This is a genomic window from Streptomyces sp. NPDC005784 (assembly GCF_042871525.1).
Classification (GTDB): domain Bacteria; phylum Actinomycetota; class Actinomycetes; order Streptomycetales; family Streptomycetaceae; genus Streptomyces.
In genome coordinates, this window is sequence record NZ_JBIAIQ010000037.1 from 19,526 (window position 1) to 40,185 (window position 20,660).

Consider the following 20,660-nt stretch of genomic DNA (forward strand, 5'->3'; position numbering starts at 1 on the left):
GAGCCAATCACCGCGCGGCCATCCGGGGGGATCGTCATGACCAGGACCACTCACTCGACCACTACCGTCGCCTGCTCACTGAACCTGCCCGCCCTCCCGGCCCACACCCCGCCGACCACCTCAGGAAGACCGGCCGGGACGGCGAGCCGAGGCCCACCACGGGGGTTCACGGGCGCACCGCCCGCAGGCACACCGGCCGGCGTCGACATTCCCACCTGCCGGGCCGGCGGCAAGGGCGGCTGACTGCCACTCACCTTCGCGACGCGGGGCACGCACTGGAACGTCCCCGCACCACATCGCATCGCACGGCATCGCCTCGTAGTAATCCCGGCCCCGGCCGCCAAGCCTCCTCCTCAGGCGCAAGGCCCGCCACCGGCCTCCGACATGCCGTCGGATGGGACGTACCCCAACTGAAGCCCTGAGAAGGGGAGTCGCGAGCCGAACCCCGGCCCGACGTCACTCCCCGAAGGCAGGCGCCCGCGTCGCCGCCCTCTCCGACTCCCACGAGCCGCGCCGCCAGATCGTCGCGCCCGTGCGACAGCGATCCCGCTCGCCCTCTTCACAGTTCAGCTCCTGGTTCTCCGGACCCGGAGAACCTCTGCGCTACAAACCTCATCAGGAGTATGTCATGAACATGATCAAACGTCTCTCCCTGTCCGTCGCGGTCGTCGGCGCGGTCACCGCCATGACGCTGGGGCAGGCCGTCGCCGACACCCCGGCGCCGTCCGCCGACGCGTCCAGTACGGCGAACTCGGGCTTACTGACCCACTTCACCCCGACCGTGCCCAACCCGACGACCGCCTCAGTGGCGCAGTTGGCCGCCGCACCCAGGCCGGTCGGCGCCTTCGCGACTTTGACCGCGGATTCCTCGGCAGGGGGCAGCATCAGCAGGGCGGACGTCATTGCCCGAGCCCAGTCGTGGGTCGACGCAGGCGTGCCGTACAGCATGACCAGCTACCGCACCGACGCCAACGGCAAGTACCGCACCGACTGCTCCGGCTTCGTCTCCATGGCCTGGCACCTGGACTCCTCCAGCGGGAACAACTGGGGCGAGACCACCGGCACTCTGCTGAACTACACCTCCTCCATAGCCAAGGAGTCCCTCAAGCCGGGTGACGTCCTCCTCAACCCGGACTCGGGCGCCAGCGGCCATGTGGTCATCTTCAACGGATGGACGAGCTCCGATCACTCCACGTACGACGCGCTGGAGGAGTCCGGCAGCAGCGGCGCCGTCCACCACAGCATCCCCTACCCCTATTACAGCGGTCACGGCACCTTCAGCCCCCGCCGCTACGACAACATCCAGGACACCAACAATCGCGCGGACGTCACGGGTGACGGCAAGGCCGATCTGATGGTGTTGAGCACGGACGGGACGATCGGGCTCCGTCCGGGTTCGGGGACGAGCTTCGGTGCCAGCACCACGGTCAGCGCGGGCTGGCAGAACTTCCTCGGCGGCGCCGGTCAGGGCCGCCTGTACTACGCCGACATCAACGGCGACGGCAACAAGGATCTCCTGGTCCAGGGCACCGACGGCACCATCGGCGTCCACTTCAACAACGGCTCCGGCACCAGTTTCGGCGCCAACCAGCCGCTCTCCTCCGGCTGGCAGAACTACCTCAGCCAGCCCGGCCAGGGTCGCCTGACCTTCCCCGACATCAACGGCGACGGCAAGGCCGACCTCGTCATCCAGGGCACCGACGGAACCATCGCCACCCACCTCGGCTCCGGCACCAGTTTCGGCGCCAACCAGCCGCTCTCCTCCGGCTGGCAGAACTACCTCAGCCAGCCCGGCCAGGGCACCCTCTCCTTCGAGTAGCGCGGCGGAGTAGCTACCCGGACGGCAATGCGGCGGTGCCCCGATCACCCTGGGCGATCGGGGCACCGCCGCATTCTGGGGCTCATGCCCTCACGCCGACGTTCCGGTTCGGTCACCGCGGCGGTCAGGCGTGCGCGTAACCGGGCGTCATGGGGGCGGGGCACGTGGGTGGGCTGGACGAACTCGGAGCTGTCCGGATCGGTGCGCTGTCCGGGAATCCCCGCGTTCGTGGGATGTTCCAGGCCGATGAAGATCGTCAAGCGCCTCTCGCCCGTCTTCCCGCGGACGCGGGGATGGCCCCTTTCGTAAGGCCAACAGCCATGATGGCGTGACCTGCTCCCCGTACGGACTGGGAATGGTCCGCGACGGCCATGGCGAGCATTGTCACTGGGATTGTATTCCTACGTCCTGGCGTGATTTGGGGCCCGGTGAGTACGTTGGCCGGCTCCCCTGGTGGCTGGCCCGGGCCAAGCACGGCGGGCGGATTCTCGCGCCAGCCCCAGGCCCGCGGTAGGTCGACCGGACCGTCCTGTACCGGCCCCGTTCATCCGCTCCCCCAGCGGATGGACGGGGTCTCGCCTGTTCCTCCCTTTCGACGCCGCCACGCTCAGCTGGGCAGTGAGCAGGTTCAGGCGCTGCGCCGCGGTTTCCGCGCCGTCGTCTTCTTGGCTGCCGACGACGACTGCGGCAGTGCTTCTTCGCCAGAAATAGCTGCTCCAACTGCCCTTTCAGGGAGCCCGGAAGAGCTTTTCGTGGACGGATTACGATGCCCTTCTGGTCCGTGCGCATCTTCAGCTCGGTCCCCGTGGTGATCGTCTGAGACAATCGGAACATCCACAGGACGGCCGGACTGTGTCAGGGCGGGGCTGACCACGACTGGCTCACAATCTTCCAACTCCCGTCCTATGCTCCCGATCTGAACCCTGTCGAGGACGTTTGGTCGCTGCTGCGGCGAGGCCCATGGCCAACACCGCGTTCACCGATCCCGAACACCTTGAGCGCACCTTCCGTCGCGGACCGGCACACGTCCAACGACATCCCGCCCTCATCAATGACTGCCTCACCGAAACCGGCCGAACCTGGACTTCACTGCACATCCGACACCAAGGGTCAGTAGTGGTCCTCGACCTCGCCCCGTCACCTCTGCCAGGTTGGTTGCGATGTCGTCTGCTGCTCGCTCCGCCTCCGCTGCCAAGAGGGTGCCGATGCCGTACCGCTTCTCAACGCCCGAGCCGGTGCCGACCTCGACCACCCAGGCAGCGCATTGTCCCGGTCCAGGCAGTCCCGATCAGCGAGGGCTGACTTGAGCCGGCGTGACGACCACCGACCACCGTTTGCCGGGCCGTTGCTCCCGCTCGTCTTGTTCTCCGCGATGCGAAGGTTCACCACGTGATCCATGAGAAAACGTCCGCGTTTGTCGACGAGTCACTGGAGGGGGCGAATCGTCGGCCGGTCTCCTGGGAGCGGCGGCTGCGGCACTTCGGGCATGCCGAGCGCCCGCCTACGTTCGTGCGCGACCGCCTGGTCGTGCCGTTTCCCGAACCCGGGTCACGGCTTTGGCGCACGCTCGGGCTGTCCCCAGTAGCGGCGTGCCGTCTGGCGCGCTGGTCGCAATGGGGCGGCCCGCTGCTGGTGGCGCTCCTTGCCGGGCTGCCGCGCTTTTGGCGTCTGGGCAGCCCGGGGGCGGTCGTGTTCGACGAGACGTACTACGCCAAGGACGCATGGTCCTTGCTGCAGCTCGGCTACGAGGGAACCTGGCCGAAGGGCCAGATCTCCGACCCGCAGATCCTGGCCGATCCCCAGGTGATCCCGCTCTCCGACACCGGGTCATTCGTCGCGCACCCGCCGACGGGCAAATGGGTCATCGCCCTTGGCGAGTGGATGTTCGGCCTCACCCCCTTCGGCTGGCGCTTCATGACAGCGCTCCTCGGCACGCTGTCGGTGCTGATGCTGTGCCGAATAGGACGCCGCCTGTTCCGTTCGACACCGCTGGGCTGCCTGGCCGGAGCATTGATGGCGGTGGACGGTCTGCACTACGTGATGAGCCGCACCGCTCTGCTCGACCTCGTCGTCATGTTCTTCGTACTGGCGGCGTTCGGCTGCCTGCTCATCGACCGGGACAGTGCGCGAGCCCGGCTCGCGGCAGCTCTACCGGTCGACGAGGACGGCCGAGCGCGCCCGGACGGACACACCGGCGACCATGCCGGGACGGGAGCGCGTCCCTGGCGGCTCGCTGCCGGCCTCTGCCTGGGACTGGCGGCCTCAACCAAGTGGAACGGCCTGTACTTCCTCGCCTTCTTCGTGATCCTCACCCTGCTGTGGGACGTCGGCTCTCGCCGCGTAGCTGGGGCGCGCCGCGCCTACCGCGCGGTGCTGCGCAAGGACCTCGGCTGGTCGGTGCTGTCCCTCGCCCCGGTCGCTGTCCTGACGTATCTGGCGACATGGACCGGCTGGTTCCTGTCCGACAACGGCTACGGACGCCACTGGGCGGACGCCCGCGGCGGCACATGGTCGTGGATTCCGGCCCCGCTGCGCAGCCTGTGGCACTACGAGCACGGCGTCTACCAGTTCAACGTGGGGCTGAGTACTCCCCACAAGTACGAGTCGAATCCCTGGAGTTGGCTGGTCGTCGGCCGCCCTGTGCTGTTCCATTACCAGTCGCCGGCACCCGGTAAAGACGGCTGCCACGCGGCGGCCGGCTGCACACAGGCGATCCTCGCCCTGGGAACACCGCTCCTGTGGTGGTCGGCATGCTGCGCACTCGTGTACCTGCTCTACCGATGGGCGCTGCGCCGCGACTGGCGCTCCGGCGCCATCCTCTGTGCGGTGGGCGCCGGTTATCTGCCCTGGTTCCTGTACCAGGACCGCACGATCTTCTCCTTCTACGCGGTCGTCTTCGTGCCGTACCTGTGCCTGGCCGTGACGATGATGCTGGGAGCGCTGCTGGGTCCGGCGGGAGCGACCGAAAAGCGCCGCATACGGGGTGCGGTGGCCGCAAGCGTCCTTGTCCTGCTCATCGCCTGGAACTTCATCTATTTCTTCCCGATCCACACCGGACAGACGATCCCGCGTGCCGACTGGCTCGCCAGAATGTGGCTCGACACCTGGATCTGAGCCTGGCCACATGATCGAGAGCCTGAACGTCGAGGGACGGACACCGGTTTCTGGAGATCGGGGCGGGGACCGGCTACTCGGCGGCCCTGCTGCCACCGGCTTGGCGAGGACAACGTGACGAATGCTGACGCGCCGCGCGTCATCGAACGGTGGAATGGACACTCCTGGGAGCCCTACGGGTTCGCGGTGAGCTTGGACGAGGCGAAGCGCCTCCTGTACCCGGAGGCTGCTGGAGCTCCGGAGCCGCCCAAGGGGTTGGCCCCCGAGCTTCTCGGCAGCGGAAACGGTAGGCATCGCAAGCCGCAGACCCGCGGTAGGTCGACCGGACTGTCCTATACCGGCCCCGTTCATCCGCTCCCCCCAGCGGATGGACGGGGTCTCGCCTGTTCCTCCCTTTCGACGCCGCCACGCTCAGCCGGGCAGTGAGCAGGTTCAGGCGCTGCGCCGCGGTTTCCGCGCCGCCGTCTTCTTGGCTGCCTTCTTGGCGGGCTGCTTCTTCTGTGCCGTCTTTGTGGTCGTCGTCTTTTTGGCTGCGGTCTTCTTCTTGGACATGTCGTGGACGGTGGCGTCCTCGCCTCGGGACTTGCGGGCCTTGGCCACGGACTCCTTGAGAGCGGCCATCAAGACGGCACCGCCTGCATACACGAGCACGCCTGCTTCTCTGAACCAGCGATCGCTACTCGGGGCTCTGGGTAGACCGCTGGCAGCTGGGTCCTCGCCGGGCAAAGATGCAGCCATGCGCTATGCCAACACCGACCCCGAGCTGATGGACCTGATCCGACGATTCGTCACGCCCGGTCGGCGGTACATGCGGCTGGGTGGAAGCTCGCTGCGGTTGAGCGGGACTGAGCGCGACCTGTTCGTGAGGGAACTGGTCCAGGCTGCCGGGGAGATCACTCCCGCCGAGCTCGGCATCCTTTTCGAAGGCGGTTGGCGAGAGTGCAGGACTGCCTCCTGGCTGGTTGCTGTGGCGGGCAGGACCGAGTTCCGCAGCCGCATCGGCGAACTGCTGCTGGCCAGCGGAGGCCCCTACAGCGGGGCCTACTGCATCACTCTTGCCACCTTCGGCACCAGCGCGGACGCCGATCTGGTCTGCAGATACCTTGATCGCTATTCGCCTCAAGCCGACCTCGTCTACGACCGCACCTTTGCTCTCAGCACACTGCTTCACCTCGATGCCGTCCTTGGAACCGAGCGAGCATCGCCATACCTTGCCGCCGGCGGCCTGTGGCAGCAGTGGACCGATGCCACGCCGAACATGGTGCGGGATCCGCAGGAGTACCGGCAGGTCGTGCACCAGCTCTGTTCCTTCGCCAGCGAGTGCGCTGAACTCTTTGCCAGAACGGAGACCAGGCGCTGAGCCTCCCGACCTGACCGCTGGACAGCCGACTGCTTCGGCCCCCTCGGTAGAGTCTGGGCAATGACAGGAAACCAGGGCCGCTGGCCAAAGATCGACCAGGATGGTGGCATCGAGGACGTGACACTGCTCATCCTGGAATGGCTGGGTGAGCAGGGCGTGAACGCCATGATCAGAGTGGACGCCGAGAGGGTGGCCGACAACTCGCCGGCGTGGACGTTCGCTGCCAGTGGGGGCCCTTGGAGCAAGGAATGCGTGCCGATGGGAGGACTGTGCAGCAATGCATGTCCACAGCCCTGTCCCAGCTGCGCGAGGCCGGGCTGTCGGTTCCGTTCTAATCTTCCTCTTCGCTCGCCTTGGGGTTCGATCATGACGTTGGTCTCGGCGTCCCAGCGGTTCCTCCAGACCGGCTGAAGCCCGGCATTCCGAGCTGGACCGCAGCCGACTGTCTCTCGACCAGTGCGTCGACCTGGGCGAGCTTGTCTTCGGCGCCGGCCAAGCTGACCCGGAGTCCTTCGACCTCGCCGAGCCAGCCCTCGTGTTCGGCTTCGGCGATGCGGGCGACGAGCTTGTCGCGGATCTCCACCAACGGCCCACCTCGACAGATCCCGCTCGGGCACACGATCGCTCATTGCGACCGCAGACCGTACTGGGCGACAACCCCACCCGTGCCCTGAACTGCACAATCAATATGGTTCGTTCAGTCAACGGGGCGTCAGGTGCTCACTCCTTCGCCCGGATTCGACCCAGCGGGCCCGTCTCGTCGAGATCTTGTCAGCAAGCCGGTGGGGTGAGGGCGGTCCGGTCGAACGGGCCGCCATGCGCGGCGGCGTGTGTGACGGCGTCGTTGACGGCGCTGAGGCCGAACGACCGGACCCGTTCGGAGGCGAGGTCCAGGGTGCCCGAGGCGAGGAGCCGGATGATACCGACGTTCGCTGTACGCGGGTACATCCACTGGCCGCGCACGGAGATTGAGTTGCGCATGATCCACGGGTACGGGAGTGCGAGGTCGTCGCCACCGAGCATGCCGACGCCGCCCATGAGAACGACTCGGCCGTACTCGCGCACGGTCATGGCCGCCGTGCGCGCCGCCGAGCTGGGTGCGCTCGGCGGTAGCAGGTCGATCATCATGTCGATCGGGCCGTCGCCCGCCGCGGACATCGCCGCGCGGTCGCCGGCCTCGTCCCCGGTGAGCGGGACCGGACACACACGCGGACCGAACCGGTCGGCGAGGAGGTCGAGCGCGGCCCGGTTGCGGCCTGGGGCGACCACGCGGCCCGCCCCCATGGCGAGCGCGACCGCGACCGCACTGCTGCCGAGGTTGCCGGTGGCCCCGCTGACGAGCAGCGTCTCACCGGCTGCGAGGCCTCCGGCCAGCAGCCCGCCGTAAGGGATGACGTGCACGCCGAGCGCGGCCCAGCGGGACGGGTCTTCCCCCGCGGCTGCGGGCAGCGGGAAGACGTTCTCCGTCGGGACCCGCATGAGCTCGGCGAACGATCCGTCGTGCAGGTTCCGGGCGAGCCGCGCGCCGCCCTCGCCGCGAGAGCTCCAGCCCTGGAGCGTGATGTCGGGTGTCAGTGCGTCGTCCCGCGAGCGCACCGTGCAGTCGCACCACACCAGGTCGCCGGGGCGCAGCCGGGTGGCGTCCGGGCCCGCGTGGACGACCCGTCCCACGCCGCCGATCCCGGGCACGACGGGAGGGACCAGGGGGTAGTTCCGCTCGCCGCTGAAGACCTCGGCCGCGTACGGGGCCACACAGGTGGCGACCACCTCGACCACCACCTCGCCGCCGCCGGCCTCGGGGTCGGGCACCTCCCGCACCGTGAGCGGGGCACCGAACTGCGTCAGAACTGCTGCTCGCACGTGATGACCTCCGGGTTCGTCCGTGTTCGTCGCGATCGACACTAGGAGTCAGGCAGACATGCGGGAAGCGACGATCAAGCATCCGTGGTATGCGTATGCCGCATGGACATCTCCAGCACAGGCCTGCGGGTCCTGCAGCAGATCGCCGAGTCCGGCAGCTTCACCGCAGCAGCCGCCCGGCTCGGCTACACCCAGTCGGCGGTCTCACGCCAGGCCGCCTCCCTCGAACGAAGCGCGGGCACCGCCCTGTTCGAACGCCGCCCCGACGGAGTGCGGCTCACCCCCGCGGGTCTGACTCTGCTGCGTCACGCTCGCACGATCCTGGACTGCCTGACAGCGGCCGAGCGCGACCTCACCGGCATCGTCCCGCGGACCGAACGGGTGCGGCTCGGACTCTTCCTGAGCGCGGGCGCGGCCATCCTGCCTCCCTCGCTCGCCCGCCTCGCGGCGACCGACCCGCAGATCACGGTCACGACGACCGAGGGCACCACGCCCACGCTGATCCGGGCACTGCGCGCGGGCTCGATCGACCTCGCCGTACTGACGTCCCGCCCACCCCACCGCCCCTTGGACGGCGAGTCGCCGCGCCTGCACGTCGAGAACGTTGCGGACACCGAACTGGTCGTGGCGGCGCCTTCGACCGGAGACTTCGCCGGCCGCACCTCGGCGCATGTCGACGAGCTGGTCGACCTCCCGTGGATCGCCACCCCGGCGTCGAACGCCGAGCCACTGCTCGGCGTCTGGCCCGGCCTGCCCGGTCGGCCGCACATCGTCCACTACGCGCGCGACTGGCTGACGAAGCTTCAGCTGGTCGCCGGTGGCTTCGGGGTGACAACGGTGCCCTCCCGGCTCTCTCCCGTGCTGCCGCCCGGGGTGAGCCTGCTGCACGTCGAAGGCGCACCTCCCGAGATCCGCCGGGTTCTCGTAGCGCGACTCCCCGGCCGCCCAAGCCCGGCGACCACGGCCGTCACCCGAGCAATTACCTCGACCGCCTGATACGTGCCGCCCGGGCCGCCGGATTCGGTGCCATAACCCGCCGACAACGCACACCATCACGTGTACCTCAGCATTGGTCAGGGCCCTTCAGCAGGAGCACCCCCGATGCTGCCCGAGCAAGCACCCGGGTGACGTCGAAACTCGGGTTCTGGCTCACTTTCCGGATGCTGTTGGTGATCTCTAGGCCGTCAGCCTTCCGCAGAGCTGCCGGAAGTGGCTGGGTGGTCGTGGTGGAGAAGCCGGTGTGGTGCCGGGTGGGAAGCATTCGCTGAGTCGGACGATGTTGGTTCCGGCGGCTGTGAGCACGTGTTGGACGTGCGTCTTTGCCAGGCCTCGGTAGCGGCAGTGACGCAGTCCGTGAGCGAGAACGGTTTCTGAGACAGTGGCCTCGATGGGCAATGGCCGCATTGGCGCCGCTACTGGCATCGTGCACGCTACCGAGCCGTCCACTACATGAGGCACCATCGCGTTTTCCACCTCTATCATGTGGCTGCGTCTCGCATATTCCACAATCACTACGTCAGACAGTGCGCGTGGTGGGGCGGAGGCGCAGCTGGGCCGGTCATCACGTACGGTTTCTGGTCTGGGCCAGTCGACTGGGGCATGGCCGGGCTCGCCGGCGGCTTCGGCTGTGTAGCCGGAATGGGCAGTTATCGATGGGGCTGAAAAAGATGACACAAATGCGCTCGTCTGATCGTAAACCCGACCGTATCGGGTCCATCATCGCTGCCATCGCCAGCGTGAGCAGCATCTACCTGGCGCACCTCGTGATGCCAAAATTGTCACTCGGAATCCTGGTCATCCCTGGAATTATCGTCGGGGCAGCTATCGCGATCGCGATACGCAAACCGCGGAGAACGAGATAGCGGAGTGACCGGGGAAGACCTTAGCCTCGCGCACACCCAGTCCTGGCGATACAACCACTTCGGATGATGGGGACATTCGTCCACTTCTGGCAGTTGCTAATCATCGGGGTGAAGCTGCTGGATCACCCCAGCCAGATATTCGCTGACGAAGTGTTCCGGCTGTCCGTCTTTGCCCTCTTCACCGTCACCTTGCTCTGGAGGGTCAGGAAGGCGGTCAAATTACGGATATTCAAGCGGAGCAACAGTAAGTCCTAGTCTCGATCTTTCGTGACGGTCCGTCGGATTCTCCGGCGGGCCGTTTCGGCTTCCGGTTTGCTAGTGCGGGCATCAGGGCCCAGATGCTGGGTCTGTGCAGCGAACCCTCGAACACCTGGCTTGCAGTGTTCCGGCCCTGTGTTCGTCAGACGGTGCAAAAACGCCGGGCGCCGCGTGAAGCGCCGCCCGGCGGAGGATGGGGACTGCGGGTCCTACTTGGTTCTACGGCCTGGCTCTTCGGGAACAGCCCTACCAACCCGACATGCGGCGAGACACAGTTCCGACGGTGGATCGGCGGCAAATTGCTGACGCTGCCTGGACCCGCAACCTGCCAGATCCTCGAATCGATGTGGCCCGAGTACACCGCTGTCGAACTGAACTCTTTCAGAGTGGCCACTGATCGGGCGACGATGTCGCCATCCGCAACGGACAAGGCTCCCGTGCCGTTGAGGGAGGCGTTCGACGTCTCAACTCATTGGCACAGGAGCCAGGATCCTGATCGAGGTCGGTGACGGCAGCACCTTCCCGACCGCCGGCCACCTCACCGCCTACGCCGGTCTCGCCCCGGCACCCCGCAGTTCTGGGTCGTCGATCCGTGGCGAACAGCCCTCCTGGAGAGGAAACAAGGAGCTCAAGAGGGCCTTCTTCCACCGAACCTCGGAGGAGTTCGCGCGGGCTGTGCGCTGCACACCGGGATCGCCTGGGAACACCTGCCGCAGGAACTCGGCTGGGGCTCCGGTATGACCTGCTGGAGACCACCCAGCTGGTCCCGTTGCTCCAGGCCGTGCCGCCCGTGCGCGGCCGGCCCCGGCACCACCCCGACGTGGTGCTGGGCGACCGCGGCTACGACCATGACAAGTACCGCCGACTGGTCCGGGATCTCGGCGTGAAACTGCCGATCGCCCGCCGCGGCACTGAACACGGCTCCGGCCTGGGCGCCCAACGTTGGGTCGTGGAGCGCACCTTCGCCCACCTGCACTGGTTTTGCCGCCTGCGGATCCGCTGGGAGATACGCGACGACATCCGCCGGGTTGCCTGACCGGCTCCGGGCCCGTTGGGTCACACGCGGGACCCGTCTTGGACCCATCAGGCCCAATTTCCCGCTTCATTGAGCAGTGGAATGGACCGTGCATCAATCAAGGAACCCAGAAAGTCCCAGTTCAGAAGTGTTGACCTGGGCCTTTCCTGGTGAGCCTCCTACATTTTCCAAACCCAAAACCGACGAAGGGCCCCTACGCCGATCGACACTCCGCGAGCCGCTTCTCCAGAAACTTCCGCTCGGCCGCGTTCTCCACCAGTTCGAGGGACCTTTCGTACGCCTCGGCGGCCTCCGTCATGCGTCCGGCGCGGCGCAGCAGGTCCGCGCGGGTGGCGGGCAGCAGGTGGTACGTGTCGAGCTCGCCCTCCGCCTCCAGTTCGGCGACCAGCGCGAGCCCGGCGTCGGGGCCTTCGGACATGCCCACGGCGACCGCTCGGTTGAGCCGGACCACGGCGGAGGGCACGAAGCGCCGGAGCTCGCCGTAGAGGGCCGCGATGTCGGCCCAGTCGGTCTCCGCGGCCGTGGCGGCGGTGGTGTGGCAGGCGGCGATCGCGGCCTGGATCTGGTACGGGCCGGGGCGCCCCCGGCGCAGGGCGGTCTCCAGCAGTGCGGCGCCCTCGTCGGCCTCGGACCTGTCCCATGCCGTACGGTCCTGGTCCTCCAGGGTCACCAGGTCGCCCGCGGCGTCGACGCGCGTTCCGCGGCGCGCGTCGTGCAGCAGCAACAGCGCCAGCAGACCGAGGACTTCGGGTTCGTCGGGCATCAGGCGGGCCAGGACGCGGGCGAGGCGGATCGCCTCGACGGAGAGGTTCGTGCGGACCAGATCCTCGCCGGCCGTCGCCGCGTACCCCTCGTTGAAGAGCAGGTAGAGGACGCCGAGGACGCCCGTGGTCCGTTCGGGCAGGAGGTGCGCGGGCGGTACGCGGTACGGGATGCCCGCGTTGCGGATCTTCCGTTTGGCGCGCACCAGGCGCTGCGCCATCGTCGCCTCGGGGACAAGGAAGGCGCGTGCGATCTCGGGCGTGGTCAGCCCGGCCAGGGTACGCAGGGTGAGCGCCACCCGGGCCTCGACGGGCAGCGCCGGGTGGCAGCAGGTGAAGATCAACCGCAGCCGGTCGTCGCGGACTCCGCTCCCGTCGTCGCATTCCGGGTCGTCGGGATCGTACGGACTGTACGGGTCGTACGAGCCGTACAGGTTGTACGGCCCCTCGTCGCGCGTCGACACCGCCACCTCCCGCAGCTTCCGCGCACCGACCGCGTCCCGGCGCAGCACGTCCAGGGCGCGGTTGCGCGCGGTCGTGGTCAGCCAGGCGCCGGGGCGGCGCGGTACTCCGTCGCGCCGCCACCGGTCGAGCGCCTGGGCGAAGGCGTCCTGCGCGCACTCCTCGGCGAGGTCCCAGTCGCCGGTCACCCGGATCAGGGTGGCGACGACCTGGCCCCACTCCTCGCGGAACGCGGCGGCGACGGCCTCCTCGACGTCGTCGTTCACTCCCAGACCGGCCGCACCTCCACCGAACCGCCGCCCAGCGCCGCCGGATGCCGGGACACGAGCGCGATGGCCTCGTCGAGGTCGGCGACCTCGATGATGTCGATGCCCGCGATGTACTCCTTCGATTCGACGAACGGTCCGTCGCTGAGCAGGACTTCGTCTCCCTGTACCCGTACCGTGGTGGCGTCGGTGGCCGGCCGCAGCCTGACACCGAACCTCACGATGTCGGGGTCGCGCACCTCTTGGATGTACGAGGTGAACCGGGGGTCGTCGGCGATCTCCTCGGGACCGAGCTCCTCGCCGCCGACGGACGTGCAGATGAACAGGGCGTACTTCACGACCGGAGCTCCCCGGTCCCCGGACTGTCGGCGGCCGACGGCACCGACGTGTGCTGGTGGACGATCTGCCAGCGGTCGCCGGCCGCGCGGTAGCCCGTGGTGACGCGTGCGGTCGTGTCCAGTGTTCCGCCGTCGACGAGCGGGGCGCGCAGACGCACCAGGGCATGGCTGAAGGCGACGCTCTCGTCGATACGCAGACGGAAGTCGAGCACCTCGCGGTCGGCGGGTCCTGCGAGCGTCGAGAACCACTGTTCCTCCGCCTTGCGCAGGGCGTCGGCGCCGCTCTGTTCCAGGCCGCTCACGGGGTGGAACACCTCGACGTCCGGGGCGTAGCAGGCCATCGCCCGCTCGATGTCACGCTCGCGGGCGGCCTCGGTGAGCTCCGCGTCGAGGCGTCGGATCTCGTCCCCGGCGTCCTCGTCGTCCCAGAACGCGCGGACCTCCATGGCTCCGATGGTGGCGACCGGGTGCTTCGCGGCGGCCTCCACGGCCTCCTCCATGTCGGCGCAGTCGAGGATGTCGAAGCCGGCGACGTACTCCTTCGTCTCGGCGAACGGCCCGTCGGTGCGCAGCACTTCGCCGTCGCGCACCCGGACGGTGACCGCCTCGGCGGGCAGCCGGAGCCGGTGGCCGTGCAGCCGCACGCCGCGCTCGGCGCCCAGCTCCTCGACCCAGGGTTCGACGGGCGCCATGCCGGACGCGTCAGCAGTGTCGTCGCCGCAGACCAGCAGCATGTACTTCATGGTTCCTCCCGGTGCTCATGAGCTTCCTACACCGCACCGACGAACGGCGCCCCGGCGAATCGACAGGCGCCGGTGATTTTTTGTTCGCGGGAAGCCGGGACACGTCCGGCGGGTCCGTGTCACCGGATTCGGGCACGCGCCGGGCGGGGACGCGAGCCCCCGGCCCGGCGCGTCTTCGTACCCGGCCGGTGGGCGCGGCGTCAGAGGCGCGAGGCTCCCGGCCGCACGGGAAGGGCCCGGACGCTGTTGCCCACGAAGCTGGCGTGCCGGATGAGCTCAGCCTCGGACACGGCGAGGTCCAGGTCGGGGAAGCGGGTGAACAGCCGCTCAAGGGCGATGGTGGCCTCCATCCGGGCGAGCGGGGCGCCGAGGCAGTAGTGGGCGCCGTGCCCGAGGGAGAGGTGCCGGACGGCGCCGGGCCGCCCGGAACGGGTGATGTCGAAGCGGTCGGCGTCCGGACCGTGCGCGGCCCGGTCGCGGCCGGCGGCCGAGTAACCGGCGAGGACGGGCGTGCCCCGGGGAATGACGGTCCCGTCGACGGTCAGGTCCCGCACCGGGTAGCGGAACGGGAAGTAGCTGACGGGCGCGTCCCAGCGCAGGGTCTCCTCGACGACGTCCGCCCAGCTCGACTCGCCCTTCTGGACCGACTCCAGTTGGTCCCGGTGCCCGCACAACGCCCGCACGGCGTTGGTGATCAGGTTCAGTGTGGTCTCGTGCCCGGCGATGATCATGAGCACCAGGGTGCCGATGAGTTCCTGCTGGCTGAGCCGGTCGCCCTCCTCGTCCCGGGCGGCGATCAGCGCGCTGGTGAGGTCGTCGCCGGGGCTCTCCGCGCGCGCGGCCGCCACAGCACTGAGCACCGCCACCAGTTCGCGGTTCGCGGCGACGGCCTGCTCCGGGCCGATGTCGGTGGCGACGACCTGGTTCGACAGATGGTGCAGCCGGTCGAGGTACTCGGCTTCGACACCGAGGAGTTCACCGATGACACCCATCGGCAGCGGGAGCGCGAAGTGCCGGCGCAGGTCGGCCACTCCCCCGCCCTCCTCCGCCGCCGCGTGCAGGCCGTCGAGCAGTCCGGAGGTCAACTCCTCGATGCGGGGGCGCAGTTGCTCGACCCGTCGCACGGTGAACGCCTTGCTGACGAGGGATCGCAGCCGCCGGTGGTCGTCACCGTCGGCGGTCGTCATCCCCTGCACGGTAGCGAAGGTCAGCAGCGGCCAGCCGGCGGCTATGTTCCCCTCGCGCAGGGCCGTGAAGTGCTGGGCCCCCTTGGCGACGTCCGGGTGCGCGAGGAACTCCTTCAGCGCCTCGTGCCCGAGCACCGCCGCACCTTCCACCGCGCCGGGCAGTGCCACCGTCGCGACGGCGCCCCGAGCGAGCAGCCGCTCGTTGTCGGCGTGCGGGCAGCCGCCCGCGGGGTCCATGCGGTGCGGCGCGCCGGGCGAGGTGTCCACCGTGTTCTCCTTGCTGCTGGGCCGAGTTGACGCTCGTACGACATCTTCGGGCGCCGTACGACGATCGATTCTGCCTGCTCAGAGCAGCGTGCGCAGCACCTCGGCGAACGGCTGTCGCCTGATGTTCTCGACGCCCGCGCCGACGCCATGCCCCCTTGACACTACGCGCCGTGAGGGAGTGTCAGCTGTCGAGGTCGTCGGCGAAGTGACGGAATCCGTGCCGGTCCCGGTGCATGCCCCAGAGGGTCTCCGCGAGCGCGTCCGGGTCCTTCCTCGGGTGCCCGGGGATGATCGCGCCGGGAATGACGAGCTGCCCCACGTGGATGCCGTCGCCGCCGAGGGTCTCGTGCAGCAGATGGCCGTACGCGCTCTCGGCGGCGAACGCGATCGAGGTGCCCGCCCGGTCGGCGTCCGGGATCACCGCGCTGCCGCCGTTGACGAGCAGAACCGTGCCGCGGCCGAGCGAGCGCATCCCGGGGAGCACCTGCCGCACGGCCGCGACGGGCCCGTAGACGGAAAGCTCGATCGGACCGATGACGTCTTCGGGTCGGGTCTCCAGCACCGGCCGCATGAAGTCCGGGTGCGGGACCGGGCTGTACTGGAGCACCTCGATCGGGCTCAGGGCTCCGGACACGGCGTCCAAGGCGGCTGCGAGGGCCTTCGGGTCCCGTACGTCGGCGGCGAAACCGCGTGCCGTGACTCCGGCGTCGGCGAGCTCGGCGGCGAGACCGTCCACCCGCTCCTGGCTGCGCGAGACGAGCGCGACGTCGAAGCCCTCGCGGCCGAAGCGCCGGGCGACAGCGGCGCCGAGGCCGGGGCCCGCTCCGATGATGGCGATCGTGGTCATGGTCCTCACCTCGGTGATCCGATCGGGTCGAAGGAACCCGGCGAGCTGCTCGAAGGCGGTCAGTTCAGGGTAGGGGCGCTGACGGCGAACCGATACCGCACACCCCGAGCACGGACGCCTCGCTCCCGGAACAGGGGTGCCGCACGACCAGAGCGCGGCTATCGCACACCCGGAGCGCGGACACCTCGTCCCCAGAGCGCCGCTACCGCACAGCCGGTGCGCGGACCCGCCGGTGCGACTCGCCGGGACGCCCTGGCGGTCTTCGGCCGGGGTGGCACCGCGGACCGGTCCGCCATGGCTCGTGCCCGGCGGCACCGGATCGGCCGGTACGACTCGCCGATCCAGGATCCTTCCCACTGGCCCCCGCCTCGGGTCCGATGCCCCCGGATCCGAGATGGGGGCGACGAACTCCCGCTGCGGCACGACCACTTGGACGGCGGGCGGGCCGTACACCGCGGCGCGGCGCCCACCTGCGTCGACGGCCCCGCCGCCGACGGTGCCACCGAGCGGATCGCATGACTGAGACGCGGATCACGTCCCATCCGGTCCCATCGGTGGTACTCTTCCCTCAGCACTCGTGTACGCCGCTTCTTCCAGGCGCCGGTGCCAGTTCCTTCTCCCGCTGTGACGCTGTCGATTCCGACCGGCGCACCAGCTTCTCGGCACACCTCCCGAGTACGGCCAGGGATCGCTCCCGTCGTACCCGAGGTGATGTTCCCGCCGCACCGAGGCGCGCCCCGCGCCCTCCCTTCGCGGCCCCTCCCCTTCCTTGCGCATGCCACACGCATTCCCGTCCGTGAAAGGACATCCCATGACCACCACACTCGAACGCCCCCCTGTACAGCAGCGGCCCCAAGCCCAGGTCGCCACCGGTGTCCTCGACATCGACGGCAGCGGGAAGGGGCACCTGCGCTCCGCGAACTGCCTGCCCTCGTCCACCGACCTCCAGGTCTCCCCCGCGCTGATCCGCCGTCACGGACTGCGCAAGGGCGACACCGTGGAAGGCGTGCGAGGCGGCCCCCGCACCCTCACCGAGGTCGAGCGGATCAACGGCCGTACGCCCGAAGAGCTGCGCCGCCGCCCGCACTTCGGCGACCTCACCCCGCTGCACCCGCGTGACCGGCTCCGGCTGGAACACCCGGCGAGCGGACTGTCCGGACGCGTCGTCGACCTGGTCGCGCCGGTCGGCAAGGGCCAGCGCGGCCTGATCGTCGCCCCGCCCAAGACCGGCAAGACGGTACTGCTCCAGCAGATCGCCGCCGCCGTGGCCGGCAACCACCCCGAATGCCATCTGATGGTGGTGCTGCTCGACGAGCGGCCCGAGGAGGTCACCGACATGCGGCGCTCCGTACGCGGCGAGGTCTTCGCCTCCACCTTCGACCAGACGCCGAAGCAGCACATCGCGCTCGCCGAACTCGTCATCGAACGGGCCAAGCGGCTCGTCGAGGCGGGCCAGGACGTCGTGATCCTGCTCGACTCCCTCACCCGGCTGTGCCGGGCGCACAACAACGCGGCCGCCGCCGGCGGGCGCACCCTCAGCGGCGGTGTCGACGCCGCCGCGCTCCAGGGCCCCAAGAGGCTGTTCGGCGCGGCGCGCCTCGCCGAGGAGGGCGGTTCGCTCACCATCCTCGCCACCGCCCTGGTGGAGACCGGTTCCCGCGCCGACGACTTCTTCTTCGAAGAGCTCAAGGGCACCGGCAACATGGAACTCCGGCTCGACCGGACCCTGGCCGCCCGGCGCGTCTTCCCCGCGGTCGACATCACCCCCTCGGGCACCCGCCGTGAGGAACTCCTGCTGTCCACACCCGAGTTGACCGCCGCACGAGGACTGCGTCGCGCCCTGCGGACGCGGGACGGGCAGGCCGGCCTGGAGACACTCCTGGAGCGGCTGCGCGCCACCCCGGACAACGCCGCCTTCCTGCGCCAGGTTCAGCCCACCCTGCCCTCCTGACCCCCCGCGTCTGCGGCATCCGGGTGCTCGACGCCGCCACTCGGCCCGGCCACCCCGGCGTGTCGCGAGTCCGTTCCTACGTTTGCGGTATGACTATCGGATTCCCATTCCGGACCGCCGCTTCTCGCTCCGCGGTCACGCGGGCCGCCCTCTGCTGCTCCGCCGTCTGCGTCGTCGGTGTGCTGGCCGCCGCGCAGAGCCCGGCCGCCGCACTCACCGATGCGGGCCCAGGGGCGCCGCAGCCCGCCGCGTCGCCACCCTCGTCGCTGTATGAACGAGGGACACAGGTACGGCCCCGGGCCGGGGCACCCGAGGTCCCCGAGGACATCTCCGCGCTGTCCTGGGTGGTGGCCGACGCCCGCACCGGCGACGTGCTCGCCGCACACAACGCCCACCGCAGGCTGCCGCCCGCCAGCACCCTCAAGACCCTGTTCGCCCTCACCGTCCTCCCGACGATGCCCGGCAGCACCCGGCACACCGTCAGGGAGGAGGAGCTGGAGGGCATCGGCGCGGGCAGCAGCATGGTCGGCGTGGCCGAGGGAATCACCTACCGCGTGGCGGACCTGTGGCGCGGTGTCTTCCTCAACTCCGGCAACGACGCCGTGCACGTGCTCGCCTCGATGAACGGCGGCTGGACGAGCACCGCCGCCCAGATGCAGGCCAAGGCCCGCTCCCTGGGCGCCCGCGACACCCACGTCGTCTCGCCCGACGGCTACGACACACCCGGGCAGGTCTCGTCGGCGTACGACCTGGCGGTGTTCGGACGGGCCGGGCTGCGCAACCCCGACTTCGCGCGGTACTGCTCCACCGCCGAGGCGATGTTCCCCGGCGACGGCGGCTCCTCGTACGGGATCCAGAACACCAACCGGCTGCTCACCGGCGCGAACGGGGTGGAACCGTACCCGGGCCTGATCGGTGTCAAGAACGGCTACACCACCAACGCGGGCAACACTCTGGTCGCCGCCGCCAAGCACGGCACGCGCACCCTCGTCGTCACGGTGATGAACCCTCAGGCGGGCGGCGGGTTGACCGTGTACGAGGAGGCGCGCTCACTGCTCGACTGGGGCTTCGAGGCGGAGGACCGTGTCGATCCGGTGGGAACGCTGCTCGACACACGTGCGGTCCCGGCCGCCGGTCCCTCCGCCCCGGCCAGGCCCGCCGCGCGGCCCGGTCGCGCCGCACGACCCGTGGCCACCGCTCCGCCCGTGACCAGCGCACGGCCCGTGGCCGCCGCGTCCCCGGACGACGCGGGGCTCGGCTGGTCCGACGCGGCCGAGATCGCGGGTGCCGCCGCGCTGGGCGCCGCGGGCGTCGCTCTCGCCCTGCGGCTCAAGGCGGGCCGGACCCCCCACGGCTGACCGACGGGCAGCCACAGCAGCAGCCCGAGCGTGATCCACGCATAGGTGTTGCTCCCGAGGAAGCCGTCGAGGCCCGACGCGTCGTCGAACCACAACCACACCACGCTGCTGCACAGCACCGCGTACAGGGCCGCCGCGACCCGCAGCCGGCGCCGGTGCAGCAGCACGGCGAAGGACGGCAGCAGCCAGACGAGGTGGTGCACCCAGGTGATCGGGCTGACGAGACAGGCGGCGAGTCCGGTGAGGGCGAAGGCGGCGGTCCAGTCCTCGTCGGCCACGGCACGCGAGGTCCGCCACGCCCAGACGCACAGGATCAGCAGGGCCAGCGTCGCCCACAGGGCCCTGCTCGGTTCCGCCGGCGCCACGAGCCGGGCCAGCACACCCTGCAACGACTGGTTGGAGACGTAGGCCAGGCGACCGATGCGACTCGTGTCCCACAGCGCGTCGGTCCAGTAGAAGCGCGAGGCGTCCGGCGCCGCCCAGGCCGCCAGCGCGGTGGCCGCCAGGGCGACGGCCGTGGCGACACCGGCGGCACGCCAGCGGCGGCCGAGCAGCAGCAGCGCGATGAAGAGGGCCGGGGTGAGCTTGATCGCCGCGGCGAGGCCGATGCCGACGCCGGCCCGGCGGCCGCGGCCACTGGACAGCAGCCAGGCGTCACTCAGCACGAGGGCGAGGAGCACCAGGTTCACCTGGCCGAAGCTGAAGGTGTCGCGGACCGGTTCGAGCAGTGCCAGCAGACAGGCCGTCAGAGCGAAGCCGAACCAGCCGTAGCGGCGCAGCGCGGGCCCTACCAGAATGCCCACCACGCAGGTCAGGGCGGCGAGGTTGAGCAGCAGTCCGACGGCGATCGCCGTGCTCAGCCCGACCAGTGCCATCGGCAGCATGCCGAGGGCCGCGAACGGCGGATAGGTGAAGCCGTACGTCGTTCCCGGCACCCGGTAGTCGTAGATGCTGCCGCCGTGATGGACCCAGCTGTCGACCGCCCCGTAGTACACGCGCAGGTCGAACCAGTCGCGCAGGAGCGGCACCGTGGCCGTGAACACAGCGACGACGACGGCCAGTCCGAGTACGAGGAGGAGCCGTCGGCGATCGGTGCTCAGCATTCCTGCCGGGCCGCCGGGACCCTGTCTGCCACTGGTGCCCTGCCTGCCGCTCGGCACCTTCACTCCCG

17 protein-coding genes and 4 pseudogenes are annotated in these 20,660 nt (G+C 69.6%); 11 read left to right on the plus strand and 10 right to left on the minus strand.

The genetic code is table 11. From position 1 onward, the window contains the following. Positions 1 to 628 precede the first annotated feature (628 nt). The 5 genes and pseudogenes from ACFYR3_RS36610 (at position 629) to ACFYR3_RS36630 (ending at position 5,359) form a co-directional block, all read left to right on the plus strand. Positions 629 to 1,819, plus strand: a complete 1,191-nt coding sequence (locus tag ACFYR3_RS36610; protein ID WP_389286302.1) for an FG-GAP-like repeat-containing protein — start codon at positions 629 to 631, stop codon at positions 1,817 to 1,819. A gap of 395 nt (positions 1,820 to 2,214) precedes the next feature. Beyond that, positions 2,215 to 2,321: pseudogene (locus ACFYR3_RS36615) on the plus strand (epimerase); the annotation flags it as partial. Positions 2,322 to 2,669: 348 nt separating this feature from the next. Then, on the plus strand, positions 2,670 to 2,936 hold the full coding sequence (locus ACFYR3_RS36620; RefSeq protein WP_356782278.1) for a transposase: 267 nt from the start codon (positions 2,670 to 2,672) through the stop codon (positions 2,934 to 2,936). A gap of 311 nt (positions 2,937 to 3,247) precedes the next feature. Then, positions 3,248 to 4,933 carry a dolichyl-phosphate-mannose--protein mannosyltransferase gene (locus ACFYR3_RS36625; RefSeq protein ID WP_389286348.1) on the plus strand — a complete coding sequence of 562 codons (1,686 nt, stop codon included), beginning with the start codon at positions 3,248 to 3,250 and terminating at the stop codon, positions 4,931 to 4,933. A gap of 114 nt (positions 4,934 to 5,047) precedes the next feature. Then, positions 5,048 to 5,359, plus strand: coding sequence for a DUF6087 family protein (locus tag ACFYR3_RS36630; RefSeq protein ID WP_389286304.1), 312 nt, complete (start codon positions 5,048 to 5,050; stop codon positions 5,357 to 5,359). Positions 5,360 to 5,365: 6 nt separating this feature from the next. Here the strand turns inward: ACFYR3_RS36630 and ACFYR3_RS36635 are convergent, their stop codons facing one another. Next, on the minus strand, positions 5,366 to 5,584 hold the full coding sequence (locus ACFYR3_RS36635; protein ID WP_389286306.1) for a hypothetical protein: 219 nt from the start codon (positions 5,582 to 5,584) through the stop codon (positions 5,366 to 5,368). 85 nt (positions 5,585 to 5,669) lie between these two features. On the opposite strand from ACFYR3_RS36635, the gene ACFYR3_RS36640 reads away from it, so the two are divergent. Then, a complete protein-coding gene (locus ACFYR3_RS36640; protein ID WP_389286308.1) occupies positions 5,670 to 6,293 on the plus strand; it encodes a DUF6000 family protein in 624 nt (207 codons plus the stop codon). Between the two features lie 364 nt (positions 6,294 to 6,657). Here ACFYR3_RS36640 and ACFYR3_RS36645 read toward each other — a convergent pair whose 3' ends face one another. Both ACFYR3_RS36645 and ACFYR3_RS36650 read right to left on the minus strand, forming a co-directional pair. Further along, positions 6,658 to 6,876 carry a hypothetical protein gene (locus ACFYR3_RS36645; RefSeq protein WP_389286310.1) on the minus strand — a complete coding sequence of 73 codons (219 nt, stop codon included), beginning with the start codon at positions 6,874 to 6,876 and terminating at the stop codon, positions 6,658 to 6,660. A 188-nt stretch (positions 6,877 to 7,064) separates the two neighbouring features. After that, positions 7,065 to 8,153, minus strand: coding sequence for an alcohol dehydrogenase catalytic domain-containing protein (locus tag ACFYR3_RS36650; RefSeq protein WP_389286312.1), 1,089 nt, complete (start codon positions 8,151 to 8,153; stop codon positions 7,065 to 7,067). 102 nt (positions 8,154 to 8,255) lie between these two features. Between ACFYR3_RS36650 and ACFYR3_RS36655 the strand changes: the two genes are divergently transcribed. After that, positions 8,256 to 9,149 carry a LysR family transcriptional regulator gene (locus ACFYR3_RS36655; RefSeq protein WP_389286314.1) on the plus strand — a complete coding sequence of 298 codons (894 nt, stop codon included), beginning with the start codon at positions 8,256 to 8,258 and terminating at the stop codon, positions 9,147 to 9,149. A 270-nt stretch (positions 9,150 to 9,419) separates the two neighbouring features. On the opposite strand, the pseudogene ACFYR3_RS36660 reads toward ACFYR3_RS36655, so the two are convergent. Beyond that, positions 9,420 to 9,542 (minus strand): annotated as a pseudogene (locus ACFYR3_RS36660) (transposase); the annotation flags it as partial. Positions 9,543 to 10,750: 1,208 nt separating this feature from the next. On the opposite strand from ACFYR3_RS36660, the pseudogene ACFYR3_RS36665 reads away from it, so the two are divergent. Both ACFYR3_RS36665 and ACFYR3_RS36670 read left to right on the plus strand, forming a co-directional pair. Next, positions 10,751 to 10,918: pseudogene (locus ACFYR3_RS36665) on the plus strand (IS110 family transposase); the annotation flags it as partial. Further along, entirely contained in the window at positions 10,866 to 11,309 is a 444-nt protein-coding gene (locus ACFYR3_RS36670) for a transposase (RefSeq protein ID WP_389286316.1), read from the plus strand. The pseudogene ACFYR3_RS36665 and the gene ACFYR3_RS36670, both read left to right, overlap by 53 nt. A gap of 193 nt (positions 11,310 to 11,502) precedes the next feature. On the opposite strand, the gene ACFYR3_RS36675 is transcribed toward ACFYR3_RS36670, so the two are convergent. The 5 genes from ACFYR3_RS36675 to ACFYR3_RS36695 form a co-directional block, all read right to left on the minus strand. Further along, on the minus strand, positions 11,503 to 12,804 hold the full coding sequence (locus ACFYR3_RS36675; RefSeq protein WP_389286350.1) for an RNA polymerase sigma factor: 1,302 nt from the start codon (positions 12,802 to 12,804) through the stop codon (positions 11,503 to 11,505). After that, a complete protein-coding gene (locus ACFYR3_RS36680) occupies positions 12,795 to 13,136 on the minus strand; it encodes a YciI family protein (RefSeq protein WP_355839279.1) in 342 nt (113 codons plus the stop codon). The genes ACFYR3_RS36675 and ACFYR3_RS36680 overlap by 10 nt, the downstream gene beginning before the upstream one ends. Further along, complete coding sequence (locus ACFYR3_RS36685) at positions 13,133 to 13,879, minus strand: nuclear transport factor 2 family protein (protein ID WP_355839277.1); 747 nt, start codon at positions 13,877 to 13,879, stop codon at positions 13,133 to 13,135. Before ACFYR3_RS36685 ends, ACFYR3_RS36680 begins: the two co-directional genes overlap by 4 nt. 200 nt (positions 13,880 to 14,079) lie before the next feature. Next, positions 14,080 to 15,303, minus strand: a complete 1,224-nt coding sequence (locus ACFYR3_RS36690) for a cytochrome P450 (protein WP_355839335.1) — start codon at positions 15,301 to 15,303, stop codon at positions 14,080 to 14,082. 211 nt (positions 15,304 to 15,514) lie between these two features. Beyond that, entirely contained in the window at positions 15,515 to 16,180 is a 666-nt protein-coding gene (locus ACFYR3_RS36695; RefSeq protein ID WP_355839275.1) for an SDR family NAD(P)-dependent oxidoreductase, read from the minus strand. Positions 16,181 to 16,955: 775 nt separating this feature from the next. On the opposite strand from ACFYR3_RS36695, the gene rho reads away from it, so the two are divergent. Both rho and ACFYR3_RS36705 read left to right on the plus strand, forming a co-directional pair. Continuing rightward, on the plus strand, positions 16,956 to 18,131 hold the full coding sequence (gene rho / locus ACFYR3_RS36700; protein ID WP_389286319.1) for a transcription termination factor Rho: 1,176 nt from the start codon (positions 16,956 to 16,958) through the stop codon (positions 18,129 to 18,131). Between the two features lie 89 nt (positions 18,132 to 18,220). After that, a pseudogene (locus tag ACFYR3_RS36705) lies at positions 18,221 to 19,081 on the plus strand (D-alanyl-D-alanine carboxypeptidase family protein); the annotation flags it as partial. 59 nt (positions 19,082 to 19,140) lie between these two features. Here ACFYR3_RS36705 and ACFYR3_RS36710 read toward each other — a convergent pair. Further along, positions 19,141 to 20,592 carry a glycosyltransferase 87 family protein gene (locus ACFYR3_RS36710; protein ID WP_389286352.1) on the minus strand — a complete coding sequence of 484 codons (1,452 nt, stop codon included), beginning with the start codon at positions 20,590 to 20,592 and terminating at the stop codon, positions 19,141 to 19,143. Between the last annotated feature and the right edge of the window lie 68 nt (positions 20,593 to 20,660).

Coding starts and splice junctions, on each gene's coding strand:
- ACFYR3_RS36655 (WP_389286314.1), top strand. CDS start 8,256: ATGGACATCTCCAGCACAGGCCTGCGGGTCCTGCAGCAGATCGCCGAG.
- ACFYR3_RS36610 (WP_389286302.1), top strand. CDS start 629: ATGAACATGATCAAACGTCTCTCCCTGTCCGTCGCGGTCGTCGGCGCG.
- ACFYR3_RS36685 (WP_355839277.1), bottom strand. CDS start 13,879: ATGAAGTACATGCTGCTGGTCTGCGGCGACGACACTGCTGACGCGTCC.
- ACFYR3_RS36640 (WP_389286308.1), top strand. CDS start 5,670: ATGCGCTATGCCAACACCGACCCCGAGCTGATGGACCTGATCCGACGA.
- rho (WP_389286319.1), top strand. CDS start 16,956: ATGCCACACGCATTCCCGTCCGTGAAAGGACATCCCATGACCACCACA.
- ACFYR3_RS36710 (WP_389286352.1), bottom strand. CDS start 20,592: ATGCTGAGCACCGATCGCCGACGGCTCCTCCTCGTACTCGGACTGGCC.
- ACFYR3_RS36695 (WP_355839275.1), bottom strand. CDS start 16,180: ATGACCACGATCGCCATCATCGGAGCGGGCCCCGGCCTCGGCGCCGCT.
- ACFYR3_RS36690 (WP_355839335.1), bottom strand. CDS start 15,303: ATGGACCCCGCGGGCGGCTGCCCGCACGCCGACAACGAGCGGCTGCTC.